This window comes from Pseudomonas sp. UBA5568, assembly GCF_002425525.1.
GTDB lineage: Bacteria > Pseudomonadota > Gammaproteobacteria > Pseudomonadales > Pseudomonadaceae > Aquipseudomonas > Aquipseudomonas fulva.
The window spans coordinates 23975-44001 of the sequence record NZ_DIMK01000002.1 but is presented as its reverse complement, the minus strand read 5'-3'; the positions used below and the strand labels follow the sequence as shown (position 1 = coordinate 44001).

Sequence of the window (20027 nt, the reverse complement as noted above, 5' to 3'; positions counted from 1 at the left end):
TGGCGTCCCCTAGGGGACTCGAACCCCTGTTACCGCCGTGAAAGGGCGGTGTCCTAGGCCACTAGACGAAGGGGACACGCTGCTGGCATTACTGCCTGCTTTCACTCCCTGCTGCGTTCTGCTGTGTGCTTTACGCTGCAAGTGGCGCGCATTCTATGGAGGGATGGATAGGCCGTCAACCCTTTTGTAGAAATTTATTTAAATCAATGACTTCCCGCCCTGCCGCCCCAGATTGCGCAGGCGCTAAACGAAGCCCGAGCTGAATTTCTGACGTCAGCGCAGCGTAAATGTGCCAGCATTCAGCCACTGGGCATGCGGCCGATAATGAACACAGGCTGTCAGGGTCTACGCAACCTCGCCCCTACACTCAATGATGCAATCCATTTCATGAGGCATTCACGGTGACACCACTTCTGATCACCCTGCTCGTCGTGGCGGGTATCGCACTGCTGATTCTGATTGGCTACCTCAATAACGTGGTCGAGAACGGCAAGCTCGAGCGCGCTCGATTGAAGATAGAACTGGCCGATCGCCTGCGTCGCTGTGGCGAAATCAGTGAAACCTTCCCCGGCCAGTACATGACCCCTGGGCTGAAATTGCTGCTGACCCGGCTGGAGCTGAACGTCAACCAGCGTCAGCTTGCCCTGGACAAGCACAATGCCGACATCAAGGCGCGCATCGCCGAAGTTGAAGCGCTGATCGCCAAAGGCGAGCAGATACCGGTCAACAACCCACCCAACCCGATCCTGACCGAAGCCAAGGCCAAGGACGTGCGGTTTCTGCTCGAAGCCTTGCACAACCAGATCACCCGCGCCGCGCAAGAAGGCTTTCTACCTGCTCTGGAAGCCAAGCACTGGCTCAAGGAAATCCGCCACATCCTGGTATTGCTGCACATCGAGTTCTTCAACAACCTCGGCCAACAGGCCTTGCAGAACGAGCAGCCCGGCCAGGCTCGCCTGGCGTTCGAACGGGGCGTGCAGTACCTGCGCAAGCAACCGGAGCCCAAGGTCTACGAAGAGCAGCTGACGTATCTTGAAAAACTGCTGGCGCGGGTGAATGCCCAAGTGCTGGATCAGCTGGCGCCGACCGAGGACGAAGATAACGAGCTGACCGAAGGCTTGAAAACCGACGACGAAGAGACCTGGAAGAAGAAGGCGATGTACGACTGAACCGGGTGCCCGTAACGGCGGCGCAGGCGCGCCGTCGATACGTGCTCAAGGGCGATCAGCAGTCAGTCAGTTCCAGAAAAATCGCCACCAGCTGCTCAAGCCCTGCCTGATCGGCTTCACTGAAACGCCCGATCGTGGGGCTGTCCAGATCCAGCACGCCCACCAGCCTGCCCGCCTTGATCAGTGGAATCACCAGCTCGCTGTTGGACGCGCTGTCGCAGGCAATGTGCCCGGCAAAGGCGTGCACGTCTTCTACCCGCTGGGTTTGGCGCGTGGCTGCTGCGGTGCCGCACACCCCTTTGCCAAAGGGAATGCGCACGCAGGCCACCTGGCCCTGGAACGGGCCGAGCACCAGCTGTTCATCGCGATTGATGTAAAACCCCGCCCAGTTCAGGTCTTCGATCTGGTGATAGACAAAAGCCGAGAATTGCGCGGCGTTGGCGGTGAAGTCACGCTCGTCGGCGAACAGCGCCTGTACTTGCGCCGCCAGCAAGGCGTAGCCGTCCAGGCCAGCACCACTGGCATTGAGATCGATCATCGGGTTTGCTCCAGCAATTGCAGCCCGACCCAATAGCGGGCGAACTGATAGGCACATCGGCCATTACGATTGCCGCGGCCGGTAGCCCAGCGCACGGCGAGTATGTCCAGGGCTTCGTCACGCTGCCAGCGCAGCCCGGCAGGGCGCGCGAGCTGGCCGATCCAGTGCTCGACCACATCGAGGAAGTGCTCCTGGCTGAACGGGTAGAAGGACAGCCACAACCCAAAGCGGTCGGACAAGGCGATCTTGTCTTCCACGGCCTCATTGGGGTGCAACTCGCCATCGACCATCTGCCAGTTTTCGTTGTCGCTCTGTTTTTCTGGTACCAGGTGGCGGCGGTTGGATGTGGCGTACAACAGGACGTTATCCGGGGCCTGCTCAAGCGAGCCATCGAGCACGCTCTTGAGTACCCGGTAGTCGCCCTCCCCCGCCTCGAACGACAGGTCGTCGCAGAACAGGATGAAGCGCTGCGGCAATTTCTGCAGTTGCTCCACCACCCGTGGCAGGTCGGCCAAATGGTCGCGCTCGATCTCGATCAAGCGCAGCCCCGCTGCGGCGTGCTCGGCCAGCAGCGCACGCACCAGCGAGGACTTGCCTGTGCCCCGCGAGCCCCACAGCAACGCGTGGTTGGCAGGCAGGCCACTGATGAACTGATGGGTGTTGCGGCCAAGCTGGTCACGCTGCTGGTCGACACCGATCAGGTCGCTCAGGCGGATATCCAGGCTGACCTCAAGCGGCATCAGGTAGCCACTGCGGCCATCGCGCTGCCACCGGGCAGCCAGGGTCGCGGACCAGTCTATCTCGGGACGCGCTGCCGGCAGCAGCGGCTCGAGACGGGCCAGCACCGTTTCGGCGCGGTCCAGAAAAGTAATCAAGCGGGCGTCCATGACGACTCCTACACAGTCGAATTCGGGTTGGCGGGTGGCCCGTTATCCTAGAACCGCCTCGTACAGTCACGACGGCACGTAGCACCGTGCCATGGCGTACAAGGCGATTGAGCAATCAAACGGCCAGCCCAGGCGCTCAGCCTGATCAGGGCTGAAAATGTGACAGACCCGCCAGCAGCCGCGATCGATCGGCTATGCTTGCGCAGCGCAAGGAATGTGGAACCGGCTCGGGACTCATGGATATCAAGTTCACCAATCGCCTGTCATACAAGCAAGCCCGGTTGACAGTCCTGGTTGGCTTCATCCTGGGAACATTGCTCAGTCTTGTCCAGATCGGCATCGATTATGCCAGCGAAGACGCCTCGATCAACCGCGAAGTGCGTGCGCTGCTGCAAATCAGCCACAACCCGGCCTCGCGCATCGCCTACAACATCGACTCGGAGCTGGCACTGGAACTGACCCGGGGGCTGCTGGAGTCGCCTGCCATCGTGCGCGCGCGATTGATCGACAACAACGAGACGGTGCTGGCAGACGTGGAACGGCCGCGACTCGAAGACCGTTACAGGCCGATCAGCGACTTTCTGTTCGGCGATCACCGTCAACTGCGCGACCCCTTGTTTCTCACCCACATGCCCGACGAGTACCTGGGCACGCTGTACCTGGACGTGGACACCTACCCCTTCGGCCGGCGCTTTCTCGACCGCGCCGGCCTCACCCTGCTCAACGGCTTTGCCCGCAGCCTTGTGCTGACAGGCCTGTTGCTGGCCCTGTTCTATATGATGCTGACCAAGCCGTTGGTCACGGTGATCGGTGCGCTGAGCGGCGGCGATGCGCGCAAGCCCCTGCAGAGACGACTGCAATGCCCGCCCGGTCATGAGCACGATGAAATCGGCGTACTGGTGAAAGTGGCCAACCAGCAGTTCGTCAGCATGTCCACCGAGATCGAGCAGCGCCGTACGGCCGAGAATCGGCTCACCCAGTACCTCAACGAGCTGGAAAACATCGTTGCGGCCCGTACCGATGAACTCAAAGCGAGCAACGACAACCTCAGCCTGACCAACCAAGAGCTTGAGCAAGCCCGGCGTCGGGCGCTGGACATGGCCCATGCACGGGCTGCGTTCCTGGCCAACATGAGCCACGAGATCCGTACGCCCCTCAATGGGATGCTCGGCATGATCGCCCTGGCGCTGGACAACCCGCTGCCAGGTGAGCAGCGCCAGCAGCTGACCATTGCACACGACTCCGGGAAAGTCCTGGTCGAACTGCTCAACGATATCCTCGATCTGTCGAAATTCGATGCAGGCCAGCTCGAGCTAGAACGAATCCCCTTCGACATGGCGACCCTAATCGAGGACACCGCTAGCCTGCTGTCGCAGAACGTGGCCCAGGGGGTCGAACTGACTTGTCTGATTGCCCATGACTTTCCGGCAAGCGTATTGGGCGACCCTACGCGGGTGCGCCAGATCGTCGGCAACCTGTTGTCCAACGCGTTGAAATTCACCCGCTTTGGACGGGTGGACGTCAGGCTTGAGCCGATGATCGGCGGCGTGCGCCTGGAAGTCCGGGATACCGGCATCGGCATCCCGGAAGAAGCGCAAGCGCGCATCTTCCAGCCTTTCACCCAGGCCGGCGCAGGCATCACGCGTCAGTACGGCGGTACCGGCCTGGGACTGGCCCTGACCCGTAACCTGTGCAAGGCCATGCATGGCCATCTGCATATTCGGTCCCAGCCCGGTTTTGGCAGCCGTTTCACTGCAGAACTCCCCCTCAACGCCTGCGCCAAGGCCGATACACCCGAGCCTTTGCACGCCAGCGTGGCTGCACTGACCGCAGCGGGCAGCGGCCTGCATGAGCTGATGCTTGGCCTGTTACCGGCCTTGGGCCTGGCGTATGCACGGCACGACGGCATTGACACCGTAGCAGGCGCAACCGACCTGCTGATACTCGACGATGTGCAGGCGCTGCCCGAGGTGCGCAGGGTTTCGCAGGTACCCATCCTGCTCGTCACTGCCTACGGCAACTTCCTGCCCAGCGAACAGGCCTTGGCCATGCCCCCCCTGCATCAGCTCGCACGCCCGCTGACCCGTGGGGCGCTGTACCAGACGCTGCATCGGGTATTGCAAGGACACGATGCCGAGCACCCACTGGCAACCCCACCCCCCGCTACAGCCAAAGGCCGGGCGCGCATCCTGCTGGTGGAGGACAACCCCGTCAATCAGCTGGTGGCCAAAGGCATGCTGGCCAAGCTGGGGTGCCAGGTGGAATTGGCCACGCAAGGAGTCGAAGCCCTGGCGCGGCTAGAAGAGGAAGCCTTCGACCTGGTGCTGATGGACTGCAACATGCCGGTGATGGATGGCTACGAGGCCACCCGGCGCATCCGTGAGCGCGGCCATTGGCCAGGGCTGCCCATTGTCGCGCTCACCGCCAATGCAATGCCCGAGGAGCGCGACCGCTGCCGAGCCGCCGGTATGGACGATTACCTGGCCAAGCCGTTCCGGCGCGAGGACCTGCTGGCCGTGGTCGATCGCTGGGTGCCGGTCAGCGGCTGAGCAGACGCTCGATGTCCGCCTCCAAGGCCTGCGGCTTGGTGGTCGGTGCATAACGCACCACCTGGCCGCTGGCCGGGTCGAGCAGGAACTTGGTGAAGTTCCACTTGATCTTCTGGCTACCCAGAATGCCAGGCGCCCGCTGCTTGAGCTCGGCGAACAAGGGGTGGGTGCCTGGGCCGTTGACCTCCACCTTGCGAAACAGCGCAAAGCTCACGCCGAAATTGCGCTGGCAGAACTGCGCGATGTCACGCGCCTCGCCAGGCTCCTGCTTGCCGAACTGGTTGCAGGGAAAGCCCAGCACCACCAGCCCGCGATCACGGTACCTCTGCCACAGCTGTTCCAACCCGGCGTATTGCGGCGTGAAGCCGCACTGGCTGGCGGTGTTGACCACCAGCACGGCCTTGCCTGGGAAGTCGCCCAGCTTCTTGTGTTCGCCTGCAAGGGTGACACAGGGAATATCCAGCAGCGATGCGGCCATGTTCGAGCTCCGGTCAGTCACGAGGGCGCAAGTCGATGCACACCGAGTTGATGCAGTAGCGCAGCCCGGTCGGTGGTGGCCCGTCGGGGAACACGTGGCCAAGGTGAGCGTCGCAGCGGGCACAGGTCACCTCGGTGCGGATCATGCCGTGGGAGGTGTCGCGGATCTCGATCATCGCGCTATCCTCGATGGGGGCGTAGAAGCTTGGCCAACCACAGCCCGAATCGAACTTGGTCTGGGCATCGAACAATGCCAGACCGCAGCAGATGCAGTGATAGATGCCGTCGCGGCGCTCGCTGTTGTACTTGCCGCTGAACGGCCGCTCGGTGCCTTTCAGACGGCACACCTGGTATTGCTCGGGGTCGAGCATCGACCGCCACTGTTCCAGGGTTTTCTCGATCTTTTGCATGGGGCTCCCTCGGCAGGCTCAATTTCACCCTGCGCCGTCTTTTCCGGGGCGCGGGTGGCACGTATATTAGTTGGCTTCGTGTGCAAGGCGTTCAGTCTCGCACCCGCTTTGTGCCCTTACAAACCTTTCGGCCGGGCATAGCGCGTTTTCTCAATCGGGATTCCATCATGCAGTTCAGCAAATCGAACAAGCTCGCCAATGTTTGCTACGACATTCGCGGCCCTGTGCTCAAGCACGCCAAGCGTCTGGAAGAGGAAGGCCACCGCATCCTCAAGCTGAACATCGGCAACCCGGCGCCGTTCGGTTTCGAGGCGCCCGATGAAATTCTGCAGGACGTGATCCGCAACCTCCCTACCGCGCAGGGCTACAGCGATTCCAAAGGCCTGTTCAGCGCACGCAAGGCGGTGATGCAGTACTGCCAGCAAAAGGGCATCGAAGGCGTCGGCATCGAAGATATCTACCTGGGCAACGGCGTGTCCGAGTTGATCGTCATGTCGATGCAGGCCCTGCTCAACAACGGTGACGAGGTGCTCATCCCCGCCCCCGACTACCCCCTGTGGACGGCAGCCGTAAGCCTGGCCGGCGGCAAACCGGTGCACTACCTGTGCGACGAGCAGGCCGACTGGTTCCCCGACCTGGAGGACATCAAGGCCAAGATCACCCCCAACACCAAGGCACTGGTCATCATCAACCCCAACAACCCAACGGGCGCGGTGTATTCCACAGCGCTGTTGCGGGGCATGCTGGAGCTCGCTCGCCAGCACAACCTGGTGGTGTTCTCCGACGAAATCTACGACAAGATTCTTTATGACGAAGCGGTGCACATCAGCACGGCCTCCCTGGCACCGGACCTGCTGTGCCTGACCTTCAACGGCCTGTCCAAATCGTACCGCGTGGCAGGCTTTCGCTCCGGCTGGTTGATCATTTCCGGGCCCAAGCATCATGCCCAGAGCTACATCGAAGGCATCGACATGCTGGCCAACATGCGCCTGTGCGCCAACGTACCGGCCCAGCATGCCATTCAGACCGCACTGGGTGGTTACCAGAGCATCAACGACCTGGTGCTGCCACCGGGGCGCTTGCTAGAACAGCGCAACCGCACCTTCGAGCTGCTCAACGACATCCCCGGGGTGAGCTGCGTCAAGCCCATGGGCGCGCTGTATGCGTTCCCGAGGATCGACCCGAAGGTCTGCCCGATCCTCAACGACGAGAAATTCGCCTTGGACCTGCTGCTGTCCGAGAAACTGCTCATCGTCCAGGGCACTGCGTTCAACTGGCCTTGGCCGGACCATTTCCGCGTAGTGACGCTGCCCCGCGTAGATGACCTGGAAGCGGCCATCGGGCGGATCGGCAATTTCCTCAGGACCTATTCGCAGTAAGCACACGCGCCGCTGGCGCTCACAGAGGGCCGACACTCTGGTTGCAGCTGTGAGCGCTGGCAGGGCCGCCTCAGGAAAAGGACGGCCCTGCGCGCGCTGTAGCATGTTTCTTACATCCTGCAATGCTCTATCCCACAGCCGGCTTCCCCTCCTCTGCCATACTGCGGCTTACACAGTTTGAAATAGTCCGTCGATTGAATCCCGGCGGCAGGCCCCTTATATACCCCGCAGTAAGCGACAATTCATCCGTCAGGAGAACGTAACAACCATGATGCGCATTCTGTTGTTTGTGGCCACCAACCTTGCGGTGGTGCTGGTTGCAAGCATTACCCTGAGCCTGTTCGGTTTCAACGGGTTCATGGCTGCCAACGGGGTCGACCTGGACCTTGGCAGCCTGCTCGTGTTCTGTGCGGTGTTCGGTTTTGCCGGCTCGCTGGTTTCGCTGTTCATCTCCAAGTGGATGGCGAAGATGAGCACCGGTACCCAGATCATCAGCCAGCCGCGTACCCGGCACGAGCAGTGGCTGCTGCAAACGGTCGAGGAGCTGTCCCGCGAGGCTGGCATCAAGATGCCGGAAGTGGGTATTTTCCCGGCCTATGAAGCCAACGCCTTTGCCACCGGCTGGAACCGTAACGATGCACTGGTGGCGGTCTCTCAAGGCCTGCTGGAGCGTTTTTCGCCCGATGAAGTGCGCGCCGTGCTGGCGCACGAGATCGGCCACGTTGCCAACGGCGACATGGTCACCCTGGCGCTGGTCCAGGGCGTGGTGAACACCTTCGTGATGTTCTTCGCCCGGATCATCGGCAACTTCGTCGACAAGGTCATCTTCAAGAACGAGGAAGGCCAAGGTATCGCCTATTACGTCGCGACCATCGTGGCAGAACTGATACTGGGCATCCTGGCCAGCATCATCGTCATGTGGTTCTCGCGCCGCCGCGAGTATCGCGCAGACGAAGCCGGCGCTCGCCTGGCCGGCACCTCGGCCATGATCGGCGCCTTGCAGCGCCTGCGTGTGGAACAGGGTTTGCCGGTTCACATGCCCGACACGCTCAAGGCCTTCGGCATCAATGGGGGTCTCAAGCAGGGCCTGGCCGGCCTGCTGATGAGCCACCCGCCACTGGAAGACCGCATCGACGCCCTGCGCCGCCGCGGTTGATCCACCCCCTGCAAAAAGGCGACTTCGGTCGCCTTTTTTTATGAGCGCCTGTTAATCACAAGGCGGGGTGCAGACCTCAACGGCTGACCCGATAGACCCTCTCCCACAAGCTCGAAGCCCCCGCCTGCACGAACTTCGGGCTCTGCTCGATCATCTGCACCGCTTCGAGCTCATCCACTTGCCAGCCGGTGAACCCCTGCCGCAACGCGTCGTCGCTCACCGAAAACGGCGGCCCGGGCACCAGCGCCTGGTCATAGTCCAAGGTCACCACCAGCCCCTTGGTGCCAGCAGGCAACAAGCCCGACAGCGCTCGGACATACCGCTCCCGCATCGCCGAGGGCAAGGCAATCAAGGCCGCTCGGTCGTAGAGCGCGGTACAGTCACCCACGTCGCCGCTCGTCAGCGCGAAGAAATCGCCGCACCAAAGCTCAATAGACCCATGACGCCAGATTTCGAATGCGCCTGTGTGCGAGACCTGTGCCTGGAGCCCCTGCTCACGGAAGAAGTCTTCCACTGCCCGACGAGACAACTCGACACCCATCACTCGGTGCCCCTGCCCGGCCAGCCACAGTACGTCCAGGCTCTTGCCGCACAAGGGCACCAGGACCTTGCTGTTGGCTGCCAGATGCAAGCCAGGCCAATAGGCCTGCAGGTAGGGGTTCACCTGGGCTTGATGAAAGCCAATCTGGTTGTCGGCCCACCGCTGCTGCCAGAATGCCGGTTCCATGTTTCCTCCCGATTATTCGATGGTTCCCAGCCATAACTTGATTTGGATTCGATCAAGCCTTGGCCGAAGATGCGAGCATCTTAACCCTCAGGACCCTGCCATGCTGCCTAGCTTGTTCATCTCCCACGGCTCACCCATGTTGGCATTGCAGCCCGGCGCCAGCGGGCCTGCACTGGCGCAGTTGGCTCAACAGCTGCCTACGCCACGTGCGATTGTCGTGGTATCGGCCCATTGGGAAAGCCGCGACCTGGCAGTGACGAGCGGCGCGAGGCCGGCGACCTGGCATGACTTTGCTGGCTTTCCTGCGGCGCTGTATGCGGTGCAGTACCCAGCACCGGGCGATCCGCACCTGGCGCAACGTATCTGTGATCGTTTGCAGGCGGCCGGGCTGCCAGCTGACCCAGACGCCGAGCGCCCCTTCGATCATGGCGCCTGGGTGCCCTTATCGCTGATGTATCCGCAGGCACAGGTCCCGCTGGTGCAGGTGTCCTTGCCCAGCCATTTGGGCCCCACGGGGCAGCTACGCATTGGCCAGGCCCTGGCCGGGCTGCGCGAAGAAGGTGTCCTGCTGATTGGCTCTGGCAGTATCACGCACAATCTTGGTGAACTGGACTGGCAGGCTGGGCCGGACAGGATGGCGCCGTGGGCGCTGGCCTTCAGAAACTGGATGGTAGAGACGTTGCAGGCCAACGACTGCCAGGCCTTGCTCGACTACAGGGCGCAGGCGCCGTTTGCCGTGCGCAATCACCCCAGCGATGAGCATCTGCTGCCGCTGTTCTTTGCCCTAGGCGCGGGTGGGGCTTTTGACGTGGTGCACCAGGGCTTCACCTTGGGCGCGCTGGGGATGGATATCTACCGATTCGGTTAGGTCGCGCCTGATGGCTTGCAAAAAAAATCCCCGACCTAGGCCGGGGATGTTTTATTGCTTGAGGATCAATCTTCGCGGTAGCGACGCAGCTTGAGCTGCTTGCCAGCGACGCGAGTGTCCTTGAGCTTGGTCAGCAGCTTCTCGAGGCCGTCTTCCGGCAGCTCGACCAGGCTGAAGCTATCACGCACCTGGATGCGACCAATGGCATCACGCGCCAGGCCACCTTCGTTGAGGATCGCGCCCAGCAGGTTCTTGGCAGCGATACCGTCACGTGCGCCCAGGGCAGTACGGCAGCGTACGCGGCCTTCTGCCAACGGCAGTGGCGCACGACGCTCGCGGTCGCCACGGTCCGGGCGCTCACCACGTTCGGTGCGCTCGCCACGCGGGGCGAAGCTTGGCACCAGGGGCTGTTCGCGTTCTACCGCTGCCAGGTCCAGGGCTTGGCCATTGGTGGCCTTGCGCAGCAGGGCAGAAGCCAGCGCGCGAGCGCTGCAGCCCAGGTCGGCGGTCAGGCGGTCGAACAGCTCGCCGTGGGTGGCTTCGGCTTCGGCAACCAGCGGCGCCAGGCTATTGGTCAGCTTCTTGATACGGGCATCGAGCACCGCCTGGCCGTTGGGCAGGCGCGCTTCGGCGACTTTCTGACCCGTCACGCGCTCGATCACCTGCAGCATGCGGCGCTCACGCGGCGTCACCAGCAGCAGTGCGCGACCTTCGCGACCCGCACGGCCGGTACGGCCAATACGGTGCACATAGGACTCAGGATCGTACGGCATGTCGACGTTGAACACGTGGGTGATGCGCGGCACGTCCAGGCCACGGGCAGCGACGTCAGTGGCGACGACGATGTCCAGGCGGCCATCCTTGAGCGAGTCGATCACGCGCTCACGCTGGTTCTGGGCGATGTCGCCGTTCAGCGCAGCAGCCTTGTACCCCTTGGCTTCCAACGCGGCAGCCAGGTCCAGGGTAGCCTGCTTGGTGCGCACGAAGGCGATCAGCGCGTCGAACTCTTCGACTTCCAGCAGACGCAGCACGGCCGGGATCTTCTGGTCGGCATGCACCATCAGGTGAGCCTGATCGATCGCGGTGACGGTCTGGGTCTTGCTCTGGATCTTGACGTGCTTGGGCTCACGCAGGTGACGTTCGGCGATCGAGCGGATCGACGACGGCAGGGTCGCGGAGAACAGTACGGTCTGACGCGTGGCCGGGATGGCATCGAAGATCACTTCGAGGTCGTCCATGAAGCCCAGCTTGAGCATCTCGTCGGCTTCGTCCAGTACCAGGTACTGCACGGTCGACAGGACCTTCTCGTCACGACGCAAGTGGTCGCACAGACGGCCTGGGGTGGCGACGACGATTTGCGCGCCGTTGCGAATGGCGCGCAGCTGCGGGCCCATCGGGGCACCACCGTAGACGGCCACGACGTTCACGCCCGGCATCTGCTTGGCGTAGGTTTCGAAAGCGGTTGCAACTTGCAGCGCCAACTCACGGGTTGGTGCCAGGATCAGGGCTTGCGGCTCGCGCTTGCTCACATCGATCTTGTTGAGGATCGGCAGAGCGAAGGCAGCGGTCTTGCCGGTGCCTGTCTGCGCCTGGCCGATCATGTCGTGACCGGCGAGGATGATCGGGATCGATTGCTGCTGAATGGCCGACGGCTCTTCATAGCCGGTGGCCACGACAGCGGCAACAATGTTCGGATTGAGATCGAGAGCGGCGAAGCCGGCGATTTCCTGGGTCATGGGTCTGCCTCTAGAGTGCATCCGCAAAGACCCATGCTCCAAAGCTGCACAAGCCATGAAAGACCGACAGGTCACCCAGGCAGCTTTGGCGGCGGGGATTTGCGAAAACGATTGAAAAAGATACTTGGGAAGGTCCGCCTAGCGGACGTGCAGCCGAAGCTGGACTCGGAGGATTTGCACCGCCTGATTTTTGAGGCCCGCTAAAAGACCGGCGCGTACTATACCTGAAATCGAACGGGGCGGGAGGAATTTTTTCAGGCCGCGGGGTTTGAGGGCGCTGTCGGTGGGCAGCGGCTGAAACGATACATCTTTTACACCTGCAGGGGCGTTGTTTTGGTTATCGCCAAGTGACTGGAACGCTGCGGTCAAACCACCGAAGCCCTCTGTATGGCGCGCGGGGTCGCGCAACGGCCCCCTGCAATTTCATCCCATCCCTGCGGCTCAACTGGCCGGCCGAATGTCCTTGATCAACCCGTCCAGGCTATACCCCAGGCGTGGCGCCAGGGCCTCAGCCCGCGCCCGCAGCCCCGCCATGTCGAGGGTCTGCTCCAGGTCGGCTGGCACCAGCACGATCACGTTGCCCTCCTTGACCGGTAATTCCCAGTAATGGCGGTGGTACAACCCGCGCAGCAATGCCGCCCCAAGCGGCTTGCCCTCGTCAGTGGCCCACTGGTTGATCACCAGCCAACCACCGGGGTTGAGGCGTTGCTGGCAGCCCTCCAGAAAATTCCAAGCCAAATGCCCGACGCCAGGCCCATGGTCGGTATAAAGGTCGACGAACAACAAGTCGGTCGTTTCCGCAGTCGGCAGCAATTCGACCGCATCGCCGATGCGCACATATAACCGCGGGTCATCATCCAGGCCAAGGTGCTCCATGGCCAGGCGTGGCACATCCGGGCGCAGCTCGATGGCCTCGATGTCTTCGAGGGGCAGAAACTTCATGCAAGCCTGGGTCAGGGTTCCGGCGCCCAGCCCCAGGAACAGCGCACTTTCCGGCTGTTCATGGCAAAGCGCCCCTACCAGCATGGCGCGGGTGTAATCGTACTCCAGCCAGCTGGGGTCCGCCGTGAACACGCAGCTCTGCTCGATGGCGTCGCCGAATTCGAGGAAACGGTAATCATCCACCTCGTACACGCTGATGACGCCAAAGGCATCCTCCACGCGTGCCAGCAACCGCTCCTGCCGTTGCGCCACCATGTGCAAATCACCCCCGCAAAAGCTGCATTGTCCGTCAACACCCGTGCTGCAACAAGCACGGTGCCAGCTGTTACCATGGCTGCCAGCCTGCAACCTACATGACCGAGCCTGAAATGACCCAAACGTGGAGCCCTGACAGCTGGCGTGCCCTGCCGATCCAGCAACAACCCGTCTACCCTGACGCTGCGCACCTGCACAAGGTCGAGCAAACCCTGGCCAGTTACCCGCCGTTGGTGTTCGCTGGCGAAGCCCGCGAGTTGCGGCGTCAGTTCGCCGAGGTGACCGAAGGCCGGGCGTTTCTCTTGCAAGGTGGCGACTGTGCCGAGAGCTTCGCGGAATTTTCCGCGGCCAAGATTCGCGACACCTTCAAGGTGCTGCTGCAAATGGCCATTGTCATGACCTTTGCCGCCGGCTGTCCTGTGGTCAAGGTAGGGCGCATGGCCGGGCAGTTCGCCAAGCCTCGCTCGGCCGGTGACGAGACCCTGGGCGGCGTTACCTTGCCCGCCTACCGTGGCGACATCGTCAACGGTATCGGCTTCGATGCCAAAAGCCGCATCCCCGACCCCGAGCGCCTGCTGCAGGCCTATCACCAGTCCACGGCCAGCCTGAACCTGCTGCGCGCTTTCGCGCAAGGCGGCTTCGCCGACCTGCACCAGGTGCACAAGTGGAACCTGGACTTCATCGCCAATTCGGCGCTGGCCGACAAATATCACCAGTTGGCCAACCGCATCGACGAGACCCTGGCGTTCATGCGCGCCTGTGGCCTGGACAGCGCACCCCAGCTGCGCGAGACCAGCTTCTTCACGGCCCACGAAGCCCTGCTGCTCAACTACGAACAGGCTTTCGTGCGCCAGGACAGCCTGACTGGCGACTACTACGACTGCTCCGCGCACATGCTCTGGATCGGCGATCGCACACGTCAGCTCGACGGCGCACACGTGGAGTTCTTGCGTGGGGTGCACAATCCGATCGGGGTCAAGGTGGGCCCGAGCATGGAACCGGAGGCGCTCATCCGCCTGATCGACATCCTCAACCCCAGCAACGATCCAGGGCGCCTGAACCTGATCGTGCGCATGGGCGCGGGCAAGGTCGGGGACCATTTGCCGGGGCTGATCCGCACGGTCGAGCACGAGGGCCGCAAGGTGCTGTGGAGTTCGGACCCGATGCATGGCAATACCATCAAGGCCAGCAGCGGCTACAAGACCCGCGACTTCGCCCAGATCCTGGACGAGGTGAAGCAGTTCTTCCAGGTTCACCAGGCCGAAGGCAGCCACGCAGGTGGTATTCATATCGAGATGACCGGGCAGAACGTCACCGAGTGCATCGGTGGGGCCCGCCCGATCACCGAGGACGCCTTGTCGGATCGCTACCATACCCACTGCGACCCGCGGATGAACGCCGACCAGTCGCTGGAACTGGCGTTCCTGATCGCCGAGACACTGAAGCAGGTGCGCCGCTAAGCGGCGCTCCGAAAAAGGCAAGGCAGGGACCTCGCTGCGCTCACTTGCACAGCGGGTCGTCCCAGAAGTGCCGCTCGCTTTCCTGATGCGTATCGGCCCTGCTCAAGCCCAGGTCGTGGAGCATGGCGTCGCTCAGGCTGGCAAGCTGCTGGCGCTGGCGGTGCAGCTCCAACCACCGGATCACGCGCCCCCAGGTCGCTTGCCACAACGTCCTTGACGACACAACTGAAGCCTCTGCGCAACTGATCGTACCTTTCATCGTGAAGCCCTCCGTTATCGATGGCTTCAGTCTCACGCGCCGATTAAGATCAATCCAACGAATGTTTCTGATGCCATGCATCTCGGAGATTGATGCAATGTCCCAGTACCAGAGTCTCGACGCCGACGTGCTGCGTACCTTTGTTGCCATCGCCGAGCAAGGCGGCTTTACCCGTGCCGGTGAGGTGGTCAACCGCACCCAATCGGCCGTCAGCATGCAGATGAAGCGCCTGGAAGAAGATATCCTTCAACGGCCCTTGTTCGAACGCGAGGGGCGGCAAGTGCGTTTGACCGCCGAAGGACAGGTATTGCTGGGGTATGCCCGGCGCATTCTCAAGTTGCACGGTGAGGTCTTCAACACCCTGCGCATGCCGCACATGGTGGGCCTGGTGCGAATCGGTACACCTGACGACTACGCCATGCGTTTTCTGCCGAGCATTTTGTCCAGTTTTGCCAAGGCCTACCCCTTGGTCCAGGTGGAAGTGCACTGCGACACCTCACGCCAGCTGATGCTGCGCAAGGACCTGGACCTGACCATCGTCACCCGTGAGCCCGGCAACGAAATCGGCCAACTGCTGCGCCAGGAGCGGCTGGTATGGGCTGCGGCCGAGGGCTTCTGCCCACACGAGCAGCGCCCCATGCCATTGGCATTGTTCAACACCGAGTGCTTCTGCCGCGCCTGGACCTGTAACGCACTGGAAACCCAGGGCATCGACTACCGGGTGGCCTACACAAGCCCCAGCCTGTCGGCCATTTTTGCCGTGGTCACCGCGGGGCTGGCGGTGACCGCCCAGTTGCAGAGCCTGATCAGCGGCAATCTGCGGGTACTCGGCGAAGCCGAAGGCTTGCCTGAATTGCCGCTGGCCAACGTCATGCTGGTACGTGGCGGTCAGTCACCCTCCCCCATCACCGATTGCATGGCGCAGTACATCATCGAAGGGTTCAAGTGACACGCCTGCGGCTACAGTTCGAAACCAAGCATGACCGCGCAGACCACCAGGAAAACACAGAACATCGCCCGCAGCGCCTTTTCCGGCAGGGCGTGGGCCAACTTGACGCCCCAACTGATGCTCAATAGCCCGCCCGCCGCAAGCGGGATACCGACGCTCCAGTCCACACTGTGGTGCACGCCGTAGGTCACCAGGGTGATCAACGTGCTTGGCGCTGCCAGCGCCAGTGACAACCCTTGCGCGACCACCTGGGTTGCGCCGAACACACTGGTCAATATCGGCGTGGCGACGACCGCGCCACCGACGCCGAACAACCCGCCCATGGTCCCGGCGAAGCTGCCGAGTACGCCAAGCCAAGGCCAGGGATGACGCAGCTCTGTACTGGCAGGGCTGACTTTCATGAACATCCTGGCCACGTTCCAGATCGCCAGCGCCACCAGAAAGCCCACAAAACCCAGGCGCATGGCATGCGCGTCCAACCCCACGGCCCAGATCGACCCCAGCCAGGCGAACACGAAGCTGCACAAGGACAGCGGTAGGGCATGCCGTAGCTCGATGCGGTTGCGCTGGTGATAGCGCCATAACGCCAATAGCACATTGGGCACCACCATGACCAACGCCGTGCCCTGCGCCAACTGCTGGTCAAGGCCGAACAACACGCCAAGGGCCGGAATGGCAATCAGGCCGCCACCGATGCCGAAAAGCCCACCCACGGTTCCCAGGGCGACGCCCAATACGCCGTACAGCACCCACTCGATCATCAGATTTCAACTTTTATCGTGCACAGGGACCGTCATGCTAGCGGCTGTGTGCTGGCAGCGAAACGCACAGCCACGCACAATGGCTGTGCGTTTCCTGCAAAAGCGGACTTGGCCATGAACCCTGATACATTGACCGATCAATTGAGCTTGTTTCTCGATGTACTGGAAACCGGGAGCTTTTCCGGCGCGGCCCGGCGTCATCCACTGACGCCGTCAGCGGTTGCCCGGCGCATCGATAACCTGGAGCGCGCCCTCGGCAGCCGCTTGTTTAGCCGCAGCACCCACGCTGTGCGGCCGACGCCTGCGGGCAATGCGTTTGCCGAACGCGCCAGGCACGTCATAGATGAGTTGCGCCTGGCCCGGGCCGAAGCGGTGTCGTTGAGCAATGCCCCGGAAGGCTTGATACGCCTCGATGCACCGGCGGCCTTCGGGCGCCGTCACTTGGCCCCGGCGATCGCCGATTTTCTGGTGGCCTACCCTGGCCTCGATGTGCAATTGCGCTTGATCGACAGTTTCGTCGACATGCACGGCAGCCATTTAGGCGAAGTCGACCTGGTATTACGGGCAGGTCCGCTGGCCGACACACGCCTGGTGGCGACACCCCTTGCCGACATGGTGCGCATCGCCTGCGCCAGCCCCGCCTACCTGGCTGCACGGGGCGTGCCCAAGTGCCCCAGCGAATTGCCTGGCCATGACGGCCTGGACTGGGACGGCCTGGCACCCCCGTTCGCCTGGCGATTTGAGGTAGACGGCCAGACACGTCTGTACCGGCCCTCGCGCATGCGCATGGTTGCCAACAATGCCGAAACCCTTCTGTTCGGCGCCTTGGCCGGGCTGGGAATCGCCCATTTGCCTACCTGGCTGATCAGCGAATATCTGTTGCGTGGGGAATTGATCGCGCTTTTTTGCGACGCCGGCCTGCCCCAAGCGGAGACGAGCGGCATTTATGCACTTCGCCTTGAACATGAAACGAACTCTCGCAGCCGATTGCTGCTCGAATTCCTCAAGAGCCGCTTTAGCCCGGTCCCGCCGTGGGATTTGGCACTGCGCAGTGAATTACGCTGGTAGTAAGCGTACCCCACCATCAGCGTGCTAGTTTCTTATTCAACGAATTCAAGGACCTGCATGAACGCCGATAACAAAGCCTCTGGCGCCGAACTGCTACTGGAGAACCAGGTCTGCTTCGCGCTGCATTCCACCTCGTTACTGATGACGAAGGTGTACAAGCCCTTGCTTCAGGCCCTCAACCTGACCTACCCGCAATACCTGGCGATGCTGGTGTTGTGGGAGCACGATGGTTTGACCGTGGGCGAAATCAGCCAGCACTTGCTCACTGACCCAGGTTCACTGACGCCGTTGCTCAAGCGCCTGGAAAGCGAAGGCCTGCTCAAGCGCACCCGCAGCCGTGAAGATGAGCGGGTTGTGCTGGTGCAGCTGACGGATAAAGGGCGCAAGTTGCACAAGCAAGCCGAAGAGGTGCCTCAGCTGATTCTCAAGGCCAGTGGGCGCACCCACGAGGGGCTGCAAAAGCTGCAAGCCGATTTGCTGGAACTGCGCGAGAGCTTGCAGAAGACGTTGTGAGGGGGGCTAACTTGGGCTGGAGCGGCGCTACCGAGGTGCGGTGGCGTAGAAATCCACGCTTGCGTGTGCTCAATAGTTGGGGCCGCTTTGCGGCCCCACAGAAGCACCAGGCAGTAGCGGTGCTTCAGGCTATCCAGGAAGCATTACTTCTTGGAACGACCCTTGAAGCTGTTGTCGCGGGTGTCGATGTCGATCCACTCGTCGATCTGGATGAAGTCGGCCACCGAGATCTCGGTACCGTTCTTCAGCTTGGCAGGCTTCATGACCTTGCCCGAGGTATCGCCGCGCGCAGCGTTCTCGGTGTAGACCACTTGACGGCTGATGGTGGTCGGCAGTTCTACCGAGACCAGGCGGCCTTCGAAGAAGACGGCTTCACAGACGTCTTCCATGCCTTCTTCGATGTACGGCAGAACGGCTTCGATGTCTTCGGCATTCAGCTCGTACATGGTGTAGTCGCTGGTGTCCATGAAGGTGTATTCATCACCGTTGATGAACGACAGGGTGGCTTCCTTGCGGTCCAGGATCACGTCGTCCAGCTTGTCGTCCGCACCGTATACGGTTTCGGTCTTGTAGCCGGTCAGCAGGTTCTTGAGCTTGGTCTTCATGATCGCGCTGTTACGGCCCGACTTGGTGAATTCCGCTTTCTGAACCAGCCACGGGTCGTTGTCGATCCGCAGGACGGTACCGGGTTTCAGTTCTTTACCAGTTTTCATTACGCAGTATCCGAATCTGGATGGATTTATAAAAATCGAGGCGGCATATCATAGCGAATTTCCACAAAAGTGTACTAGCGCCTTGGCAAGGTCCGGCCCAGCGGCCTGCTGGGCAGCCCAGCAACGGGCATGCTGGTGCAATTGCGCCCAATGCGGGCGGGCTGCGCGCCAGGCCTGCCCCATGTCCTGATCCCTGTTCCAGGCACGCCATAACCCGAGTAGGGCCGCTTGCGCCTCGTCCGACAAGCCGCGTCGATAAAGCGCCAGGAACGCTTCGAGTTTTTCCCAATGCGCGTTTTCTTCCTGCACGTAGATGTGCCAAAGCATGGGCTTGGCCGCCCACTGGGCGCGAACGAAGGAATCCTCGCCTCGTACGGCGTTGAAATCACAGCTCCACAACAGCCGGTCGAAATCGTCCTGACTGACGAAAGGCAACACCTGCACCGTCAATGATCCGCGCACATGCACATCGCCCGCCTCAAGGTGCGTTACCCCAAGCCACTGCCCAAGCCCGGCGATGCTGCGCCCTTGCGGTACCAGCACATGAGACGGCTGCGGGTCGGTGGCCAGCGCTTGCAGCCAGCTGGCAAGCTGCGGGTTCTCATAGGCAAATAGCATGATCAACAGGGCACCCTGCGCGGGCGTTACCTTCAAAGCCTCGAGAAACGTTGTGCGCGCTCGGCTGGACCGCTCGAAGGCATCACGCCTTGGCAACAGGTCATGCTCGCGAAGCAGCCCACCGGTTTTTTCGGTTAAGCCCGGGAAGAAAAATACCTTGCGCAGCCCGTTTGGCTGCGGTGACGGCAGCCCGTGACAGCCCTCCACCCATGGCTCGGCACTCAGGTATTCAAGGTTCAGCCACACAGGCGGGGTGTGGCGCGCTCGCATGGCCTGGACAAATGCATCCGGCAACTGGCAGGCGAACGCGCCGATCACCACATCACCCGGCTCCACCGGCACCCAGGTAGACGACCACTGACGCACCTCCACACCTCGTAGCCATTGCTGCGCCGCAGTGGCGTCTGCGCCCGGGCACAAAGGCACGAAGGCATTGAGGTCATCAACCCACAGCCGCACGGCGACCTCGTGCTCGGCCACCAGTTGCCGAGCCAGGCGCCAGGTCACACCGATATCGCCGTAGTTGTCCACGACGCTGCAAAAGATGTCCCACGTGGCTGTCATGCTCGGCTCCCTAACCCGTGCCAAAGCTG

20 protein-coding genes and 1 tRNA gene are annotated in these 20027 nt (G+C 61.9%); 9 read left to right on the top strand and 12 right to left on the bottom strand.

All coding sequences use genetic code 11. The features are described from left to right. A tRNA-Glu gene (locus tag B2S33_RS01535) sits at positions 1 to 76 on the bottom strand. 325 nt (positions 77 to 401) lie between these two features. Between B2S33_RS01535 and B2S33_RS01530 the strand changes: the two genes are divergently transcribed. Then, positions 402 to 1169: a hypothetical protein gene (locus tag B2S33_RS01530; protein ID WP_027914333.1), complete on the top strand. Its 768-nt coding sequence runs from the start codon at positions 402 to 404 to the stop codon at positions 1167 to 1169. Positions 1170 to 1224: 55 nt separating this feature from the next. Here the strand turns inward: B2S33_RS01530 and B2S33_RS01525 are convergent, their stop codons facing one another. Next, the gene (locus tag B2S33_RS01525) at positions 1225 to 1707 is read right to left on the bottom strand and encodes a GAF domain-containing protein (protein ID WP_027914332.1); all 483 of its coding nucleotides are present in this window, start codon (positions 1705 to 1707) and stop codon (positions 1225 to 1227) included. Then, positions 1704 to 2594, bottom strand: a complete 891-nt coding sequence (locus tag B2S33_RS01520) for an ATP-binding protein (protein WP_028687854.1) — start codon at positions 2592 to 2594, stop codon at positions 1704 to 1706. The genes B2S33_RS01525 and B2S33_RS01520 overlap by 4 nt, the downstream gene beginning before the upstream one ends. A 194-nt stretch (positions 2595 to 2788) precedes the next feature. Here B2S33_RS01520 and B2S33_RS01515 point away from each other — a divergent pair, with 194 nt between their 5' ends. Further along, positions 2789 to 5143 carry a response regulator gene (locus B2S33_RS01515; RefSeq protein ID WP_288649567.1) on the top strand — a complete coding sequence of 785 codons (2355 nt, stop codon included), beginning with the start codon at positions 2789 to 2791 and terminating at the stop codon, positions 5141 to 5143. On the opposite strand, the gene B2S33_RS01510 is transcribed toward B2S33_RS01515, so the two are convergent. Together B2S33_RS01510 and msrB are read right to left on the bottom strand one after the other, a co-directional pair. After that, a complete protein-coding gene (locus B2S33_RS01510; protein WP_028687853.1) occupies positions 5133 to 5621 on the bottom strand; it encodes a glutathione peroxidase in 489 nt (162 codons plus the stop codon). The two genes, B2S33_RS01515 and B2S33_RS01510, sit on opposite strands and share 11 nt — an antisense overlap. Before the next feature lie 13 nt (positions 5622 to 5634). Next, positions 5635 to 6030: a peptide-methionine (R)-S-oxide reductase MsrB gene (msrB, locus tag B2S33_RS01505; protein ID WP_025338187.1), complete on the bottom strand. Its 396-nt coding sequence runs from the start codon at positions 6028 to 6030 to the stop codon at positions 5635 to 5637. Between the two features lie 167 nt (positions 6031 to 6197). On the opposite strand from msrB, the gene B2S33_RS01500 reads away from it, so the two are divergent. Together B2S33_RS01500 and htpX are read left to right on the top strand one after the other, a co-directional pair. Beyond that, the gene (locus B2S33_RS01500) at positions 6198 to 7409 is read left to right on the top strand and encodes a pyridoxal phosphate-dependent aminotransferase (RefSeq protein ID WP_049696379.1); all 1212 of its coding nucleotides are present in this window, start codon (positions 6198 to 6200) and stop codon (positions 7407 to 7409) included. Positions 7410 to 7677: 268 nt separating this feature from the next. Continuing rightward, a complete protein-coding gene (gene htpX, locus B2S33_RS01495; RefSeq protein ID WP_023535364.1) occupies positions 7678 to 8565 on the top strand; it encodes a protease HtpX in 888 nt (295 codons plus the stop codon). 76 nt (positions 8566 to 8641) lie between these two features. On the opposite strand, the gene B2S33_RS01490 is transcribed toward htpX, so the two are convergent. Further along, positions 8642 to 9292, bottom strand: a complete 651-nt coding sequence (locus B2S33_RS01490; protein WP_280077305.1) for a thiopurine S-methyltransferase — start codon at positions 9290 to 9292, stop codon at positions 8642 to 8644. 100 nt (positions 9293 to 9392) lie between these two features. Here B2S33_RS01490 and B2S33_RS01485 point away from each other — a divergent pair, with 100 nt between their 5' ends. Then, positions 9393 to 10160: a DODA-type extradiol aromatic ring-opening family dioxygenase gene (locus B2S33_RS01485; protein ID WP_088523763.1), complete on the top strand. Its 768-nt coding sequence runs from the start codon at positions 9393 to 9395 to the stop codon at positions 10158 to 10160. Positions 10161 to 10225: 65 nt separating this feature from the next. Here B2S33_RS01485 and B2S33_RS01480 read toward each other — a convergent pair whose 3' ends face one another. Together B2S33_RS01480 and B2S33_RS01475 are read right to left on the bottom strand one after the other, a co-directional pair. Next, positions 10226 to 11896 (bottom strand): DEAD/DEAH box helicase, encoded by a 1671-nt coding sequence (locus B2S33_RS01480; RefSeq protein ID WP_027914325.1) that lies wholly within the window; start codon positions 11894 to 11896, stop codon positions 10226 to 10228. 441 nt (positions 11897 to 12337) lie between these two features. Next, the gene (locus tag B2S33_RS01475) at positions 12338 to 13093 is read right to left on the bottom strand and encodes a spermidine synthase (RefSeq protein WP_027914324.1); all 756 of its coding nucleotides are present in this window, start codon (positions 13091 to 13093) and stop codon (positions 12338 to 12340) included. A gap of 113 nt (positions 13094 to 13206) precedes the next feature. Between B2S33_RS01475 and B2S33_RS01470 the strand changes: the two genes are divergently transcribed. Then, positions 13207 to 14553 carry a class II 3-deoxy-7-phosphoheptulonate synthase gene (locus B2S33_RS01470; protein ID WP_280078216.1) on the top strand — a complete coding sequence of 449 codons (1347 nt, stop codon included), beginning with the start codon at positions 13207 to 13209 and terminating at the stop codon, positions 14551 to 14553. Positions 14554 to 14593: 40 nt separating this feature from the next. Here B2S33_RS01470 and B2S33_RS01465 read toward each other — a convergent pair whose 3' ends face one another. Beyond that, positions 14594 to 14812 (bottom strand): DUF1127 domain-containing protein, encoded by a 219-nt coding sequence (locus B2S33_RS01465; RefSeq protein WP_049696383.1) that lies wholly within the window; start codon positions 14810 to 14812, stop codon positions 14594 to 14596. Between the two features lie 97 nt (positions 14813 to 14909). On the opposite strand from B2S33_RS01465, the gene B2S33_RS01460 reads away from it, so the two are divergent. Further along, positions 14910 to 15761 carry a LysR substrate-binding domain-containing protein gene (locus B2S33_RS01460; RefSeq protein ID WP_027914321.1) on the top strand — a complete coding sequence of 284 codons (852 nt, stop codon included), beginning with the start codon at positions 14910 to 14912 and terminating at the stop codon, positions 15759 to 15761. A gap of 11 nt (positions 15762 to 15772) precedes the next feature. On the opposite strand, the gene B2S33_RS01455 is transcribed toward B2S33_RS01460, so the two are convergent. Beyond that, entirely contained in the window at positions 15773 to 16522 is a 750-nt protein-coding gene (locus tag B2S33_RS01455) for a sulfite exporter TauE/SafE family protein (protein ID WP_288649563.1), read from the bottom strand. A gap of 114 nt (positions 16523 to 16636) precedes the next feature. Here B2S33_RS01455 and B2S33_RS01450 point away from each other — a divergent pair, with 114 nt between their 5' ends. Together B2S33_RS01450 and B2S33_RS01445 are read left to right on the top strand one after the other, a co-directional pair. Continuing rightward, the gene (locus B2S33_RS01450; protein WP_028687849.1) at positions 16637 to 17590 is read left to right on the top strand and encodes a LysR family transcriptional regulator; all 954 of its coding nucleotides are present in this window, start codon (positions 16637 to 16639) and stop codon (positions 17588 to 17590) included. A 57-nt stretch (positions 17591 to 17647) separates the two neighbouring features. After that, a complete protein-coding gene (locus tag B2S33_RS01445; protein WP_027914318.1) occupies positions 17648 to 18103 on the top strand; it encodes a MarR family winged helix-turn-helix transcriptional regulator in 456 nt (151 codons plus the stop codon). A gap of 143 nt (positions 18104 to 18246) precedes the next feature. Here the strand turns inward: B2S33_RS01445 and efp are convergent, their stop codons facing one another. Both efp and earP read right to left on the bottom strand, forming a co-directional pair. Then, the gene (efp, locus tag B2S33_RS01440) at positions 18247 to 18816 is read right to left on the bottom strand and encodes an elongation factor P (RefSeq protein WP_023535349.1); all 570 of its coding nucleotides are present in this window, start codon (positions 18814 to 18816) and stop codon (positions 18247 to 18249) included. A gap of 48 nt (positions 18817 to 18864) precedes the next feature. After that, positions 18865 to 19998, bottom strand: a complete 1134-nt coding sequence (gene earP / locus B2S33_RS01435) for an elongation factor P maturation arginine rhamnosyltransferase EarP (protein ID WP_288649560.1) — start codon at positions 19996 to 19998, stop codon at positions 18865 to 18867. Positions 19999 to 20027 lie beyond the last annotated feature (29 nt).

Excerpts from the sequence above, each read along its gene's own strand:
- B2S33_RS01520 (WP_028687854.1), bottom strand. The coding sequence starts at position 2,594 with ATGGACGCCCGCTTGATTACTTTTCTGGACCGCGCCGAAACGGTGCTG.
- B2S33_RS01490 (WP_280077305.1), bottom strand. The coding sequence starts at position 9,292 with ATGGAACCGGCATTCTGGCAGCAGCGGTGGGCCGACAACCAGATTGGC.
- B2S33_RS01455 (WP_288649563.1), bottom strand. The coding sequence starts at position 16,522 with ATGATCGAGTGGGTGCTGTACGGCGTATTGGGCGTCGCCCTGGGAACC.
- htpX (WP_023535364.1), top strand. The coding sequence starts at position 7,678 with ATGATGCGCATTCTGTTGTTTGTGGCCACCAACCTTGCGGTGGTGCTG.
- B2S33_RS01475 (WP_027914324.1), bottom strand. The coding sequence starts at position 13,093 with ATGGTGGCGCAACGGCAGGAGCGGTTGCTGGCACGCGTGGAGGATGCC.
- B2S33_RS01515 (WP_288649567.1), top strand. The coding sequence starts at position 2,789 with ATGCTTGCGCAGCGCAAGGAATGTGGAACCGGCTCGGGACTCATGGAT.
- B2S33_RS01470 (WP_280078216.1), top strand. The coding sequence starts at position 13,207 with ATGACCCAAACGTGGAGCCCTGACAGCTGGCGTGCCCTGCCGATCCAG.
- B2S33_RS01445 (WP_027914318.1), top strand. The coding sequence starts at position 17,648 with ATGAACGCCGATAACAAAGCCTCTGGCGCCGAACTGCTACTGGAGAAC.
- B2S33_RS01450 (WP_028687849.1), top strand. The coding sequence starts at position 16,637 with ATGAACCCTGATACATTGACCGATCAATTGAGCTTGTTTCTCGATGTA.
- B2S33_RS01460 (WP_027914321.1), top strand. The coding sequence starts at position 14,910 with ATGTCCCAGTACCAGAGTCTCGACGCCGACGTGCTGCGTACCTTTGTT.
- msrB (WP_025338187.1), bottom strand. The coding sequence starts at position 6,030 with ATGCAAAAGATCGAGAAAACCCTGGAACAGTGGCGGTCGATGCTCGAC.
- B2S33_RS01480 (WP_027914325.1), bottom strand. The coding sequence starts at position 11,896 with ATGACCCAGGAAATCGCCGGCTTCGCCGCTCTCGATCTCAATCCGAAC.
- earP (WP_288649560.1), bottom strand. The coding sequence starts at position 19,998 with ATGACAGCCACGTGGGACATCTTTTGCAGCGTCGTGGACAACTACGGC.
- efp (WP_023535349.1), bottom strand. The coding sequence starts at position 18,816 with ATGAAAACTGGTAAAGAACTGAAACCCGGTACCGTCCTGCGGATCGAC.
- B2S33_RS01465 (WP_049696383.1), bottom strand. The coding sequence starts at position 14,812 with ATGAAAGGTACGATCAGTTGCGCAGAGGCTTCAGTTGTGTCGTCAAGG.
- B2S33_RS01485 (WP_088523763.1), top strand. The coding sequence starts at position 9,393 with ATGCTGCCTAGCTTGTTCATCTCCCACGGCTCACCCATGTTGGCATTG.
- B2S33_RS01510 (WP_028687853.1), bottom strand. The coding sequence starts at position 5,621 with ATGGCCGCATCGCTGCTGGATATTCCCTGTGTCACCCTTGCAGGCGAA.
- B2S33_RS01525 (WP_027914332.1), bottom strand. The coding sequence starts at position 1,707 with ATGATCGATCTCAATGCCAGTGGTGCTGGCCTGGACGGCTACGCCTTG.
- B2S33_RS01500 (WP_049696379.1), top strand. The coding sequence starts at position 6,198 with ATGCAGTTCAGCAAATCGAACAAGCTCGCCAATGTTTGCTACGACATT.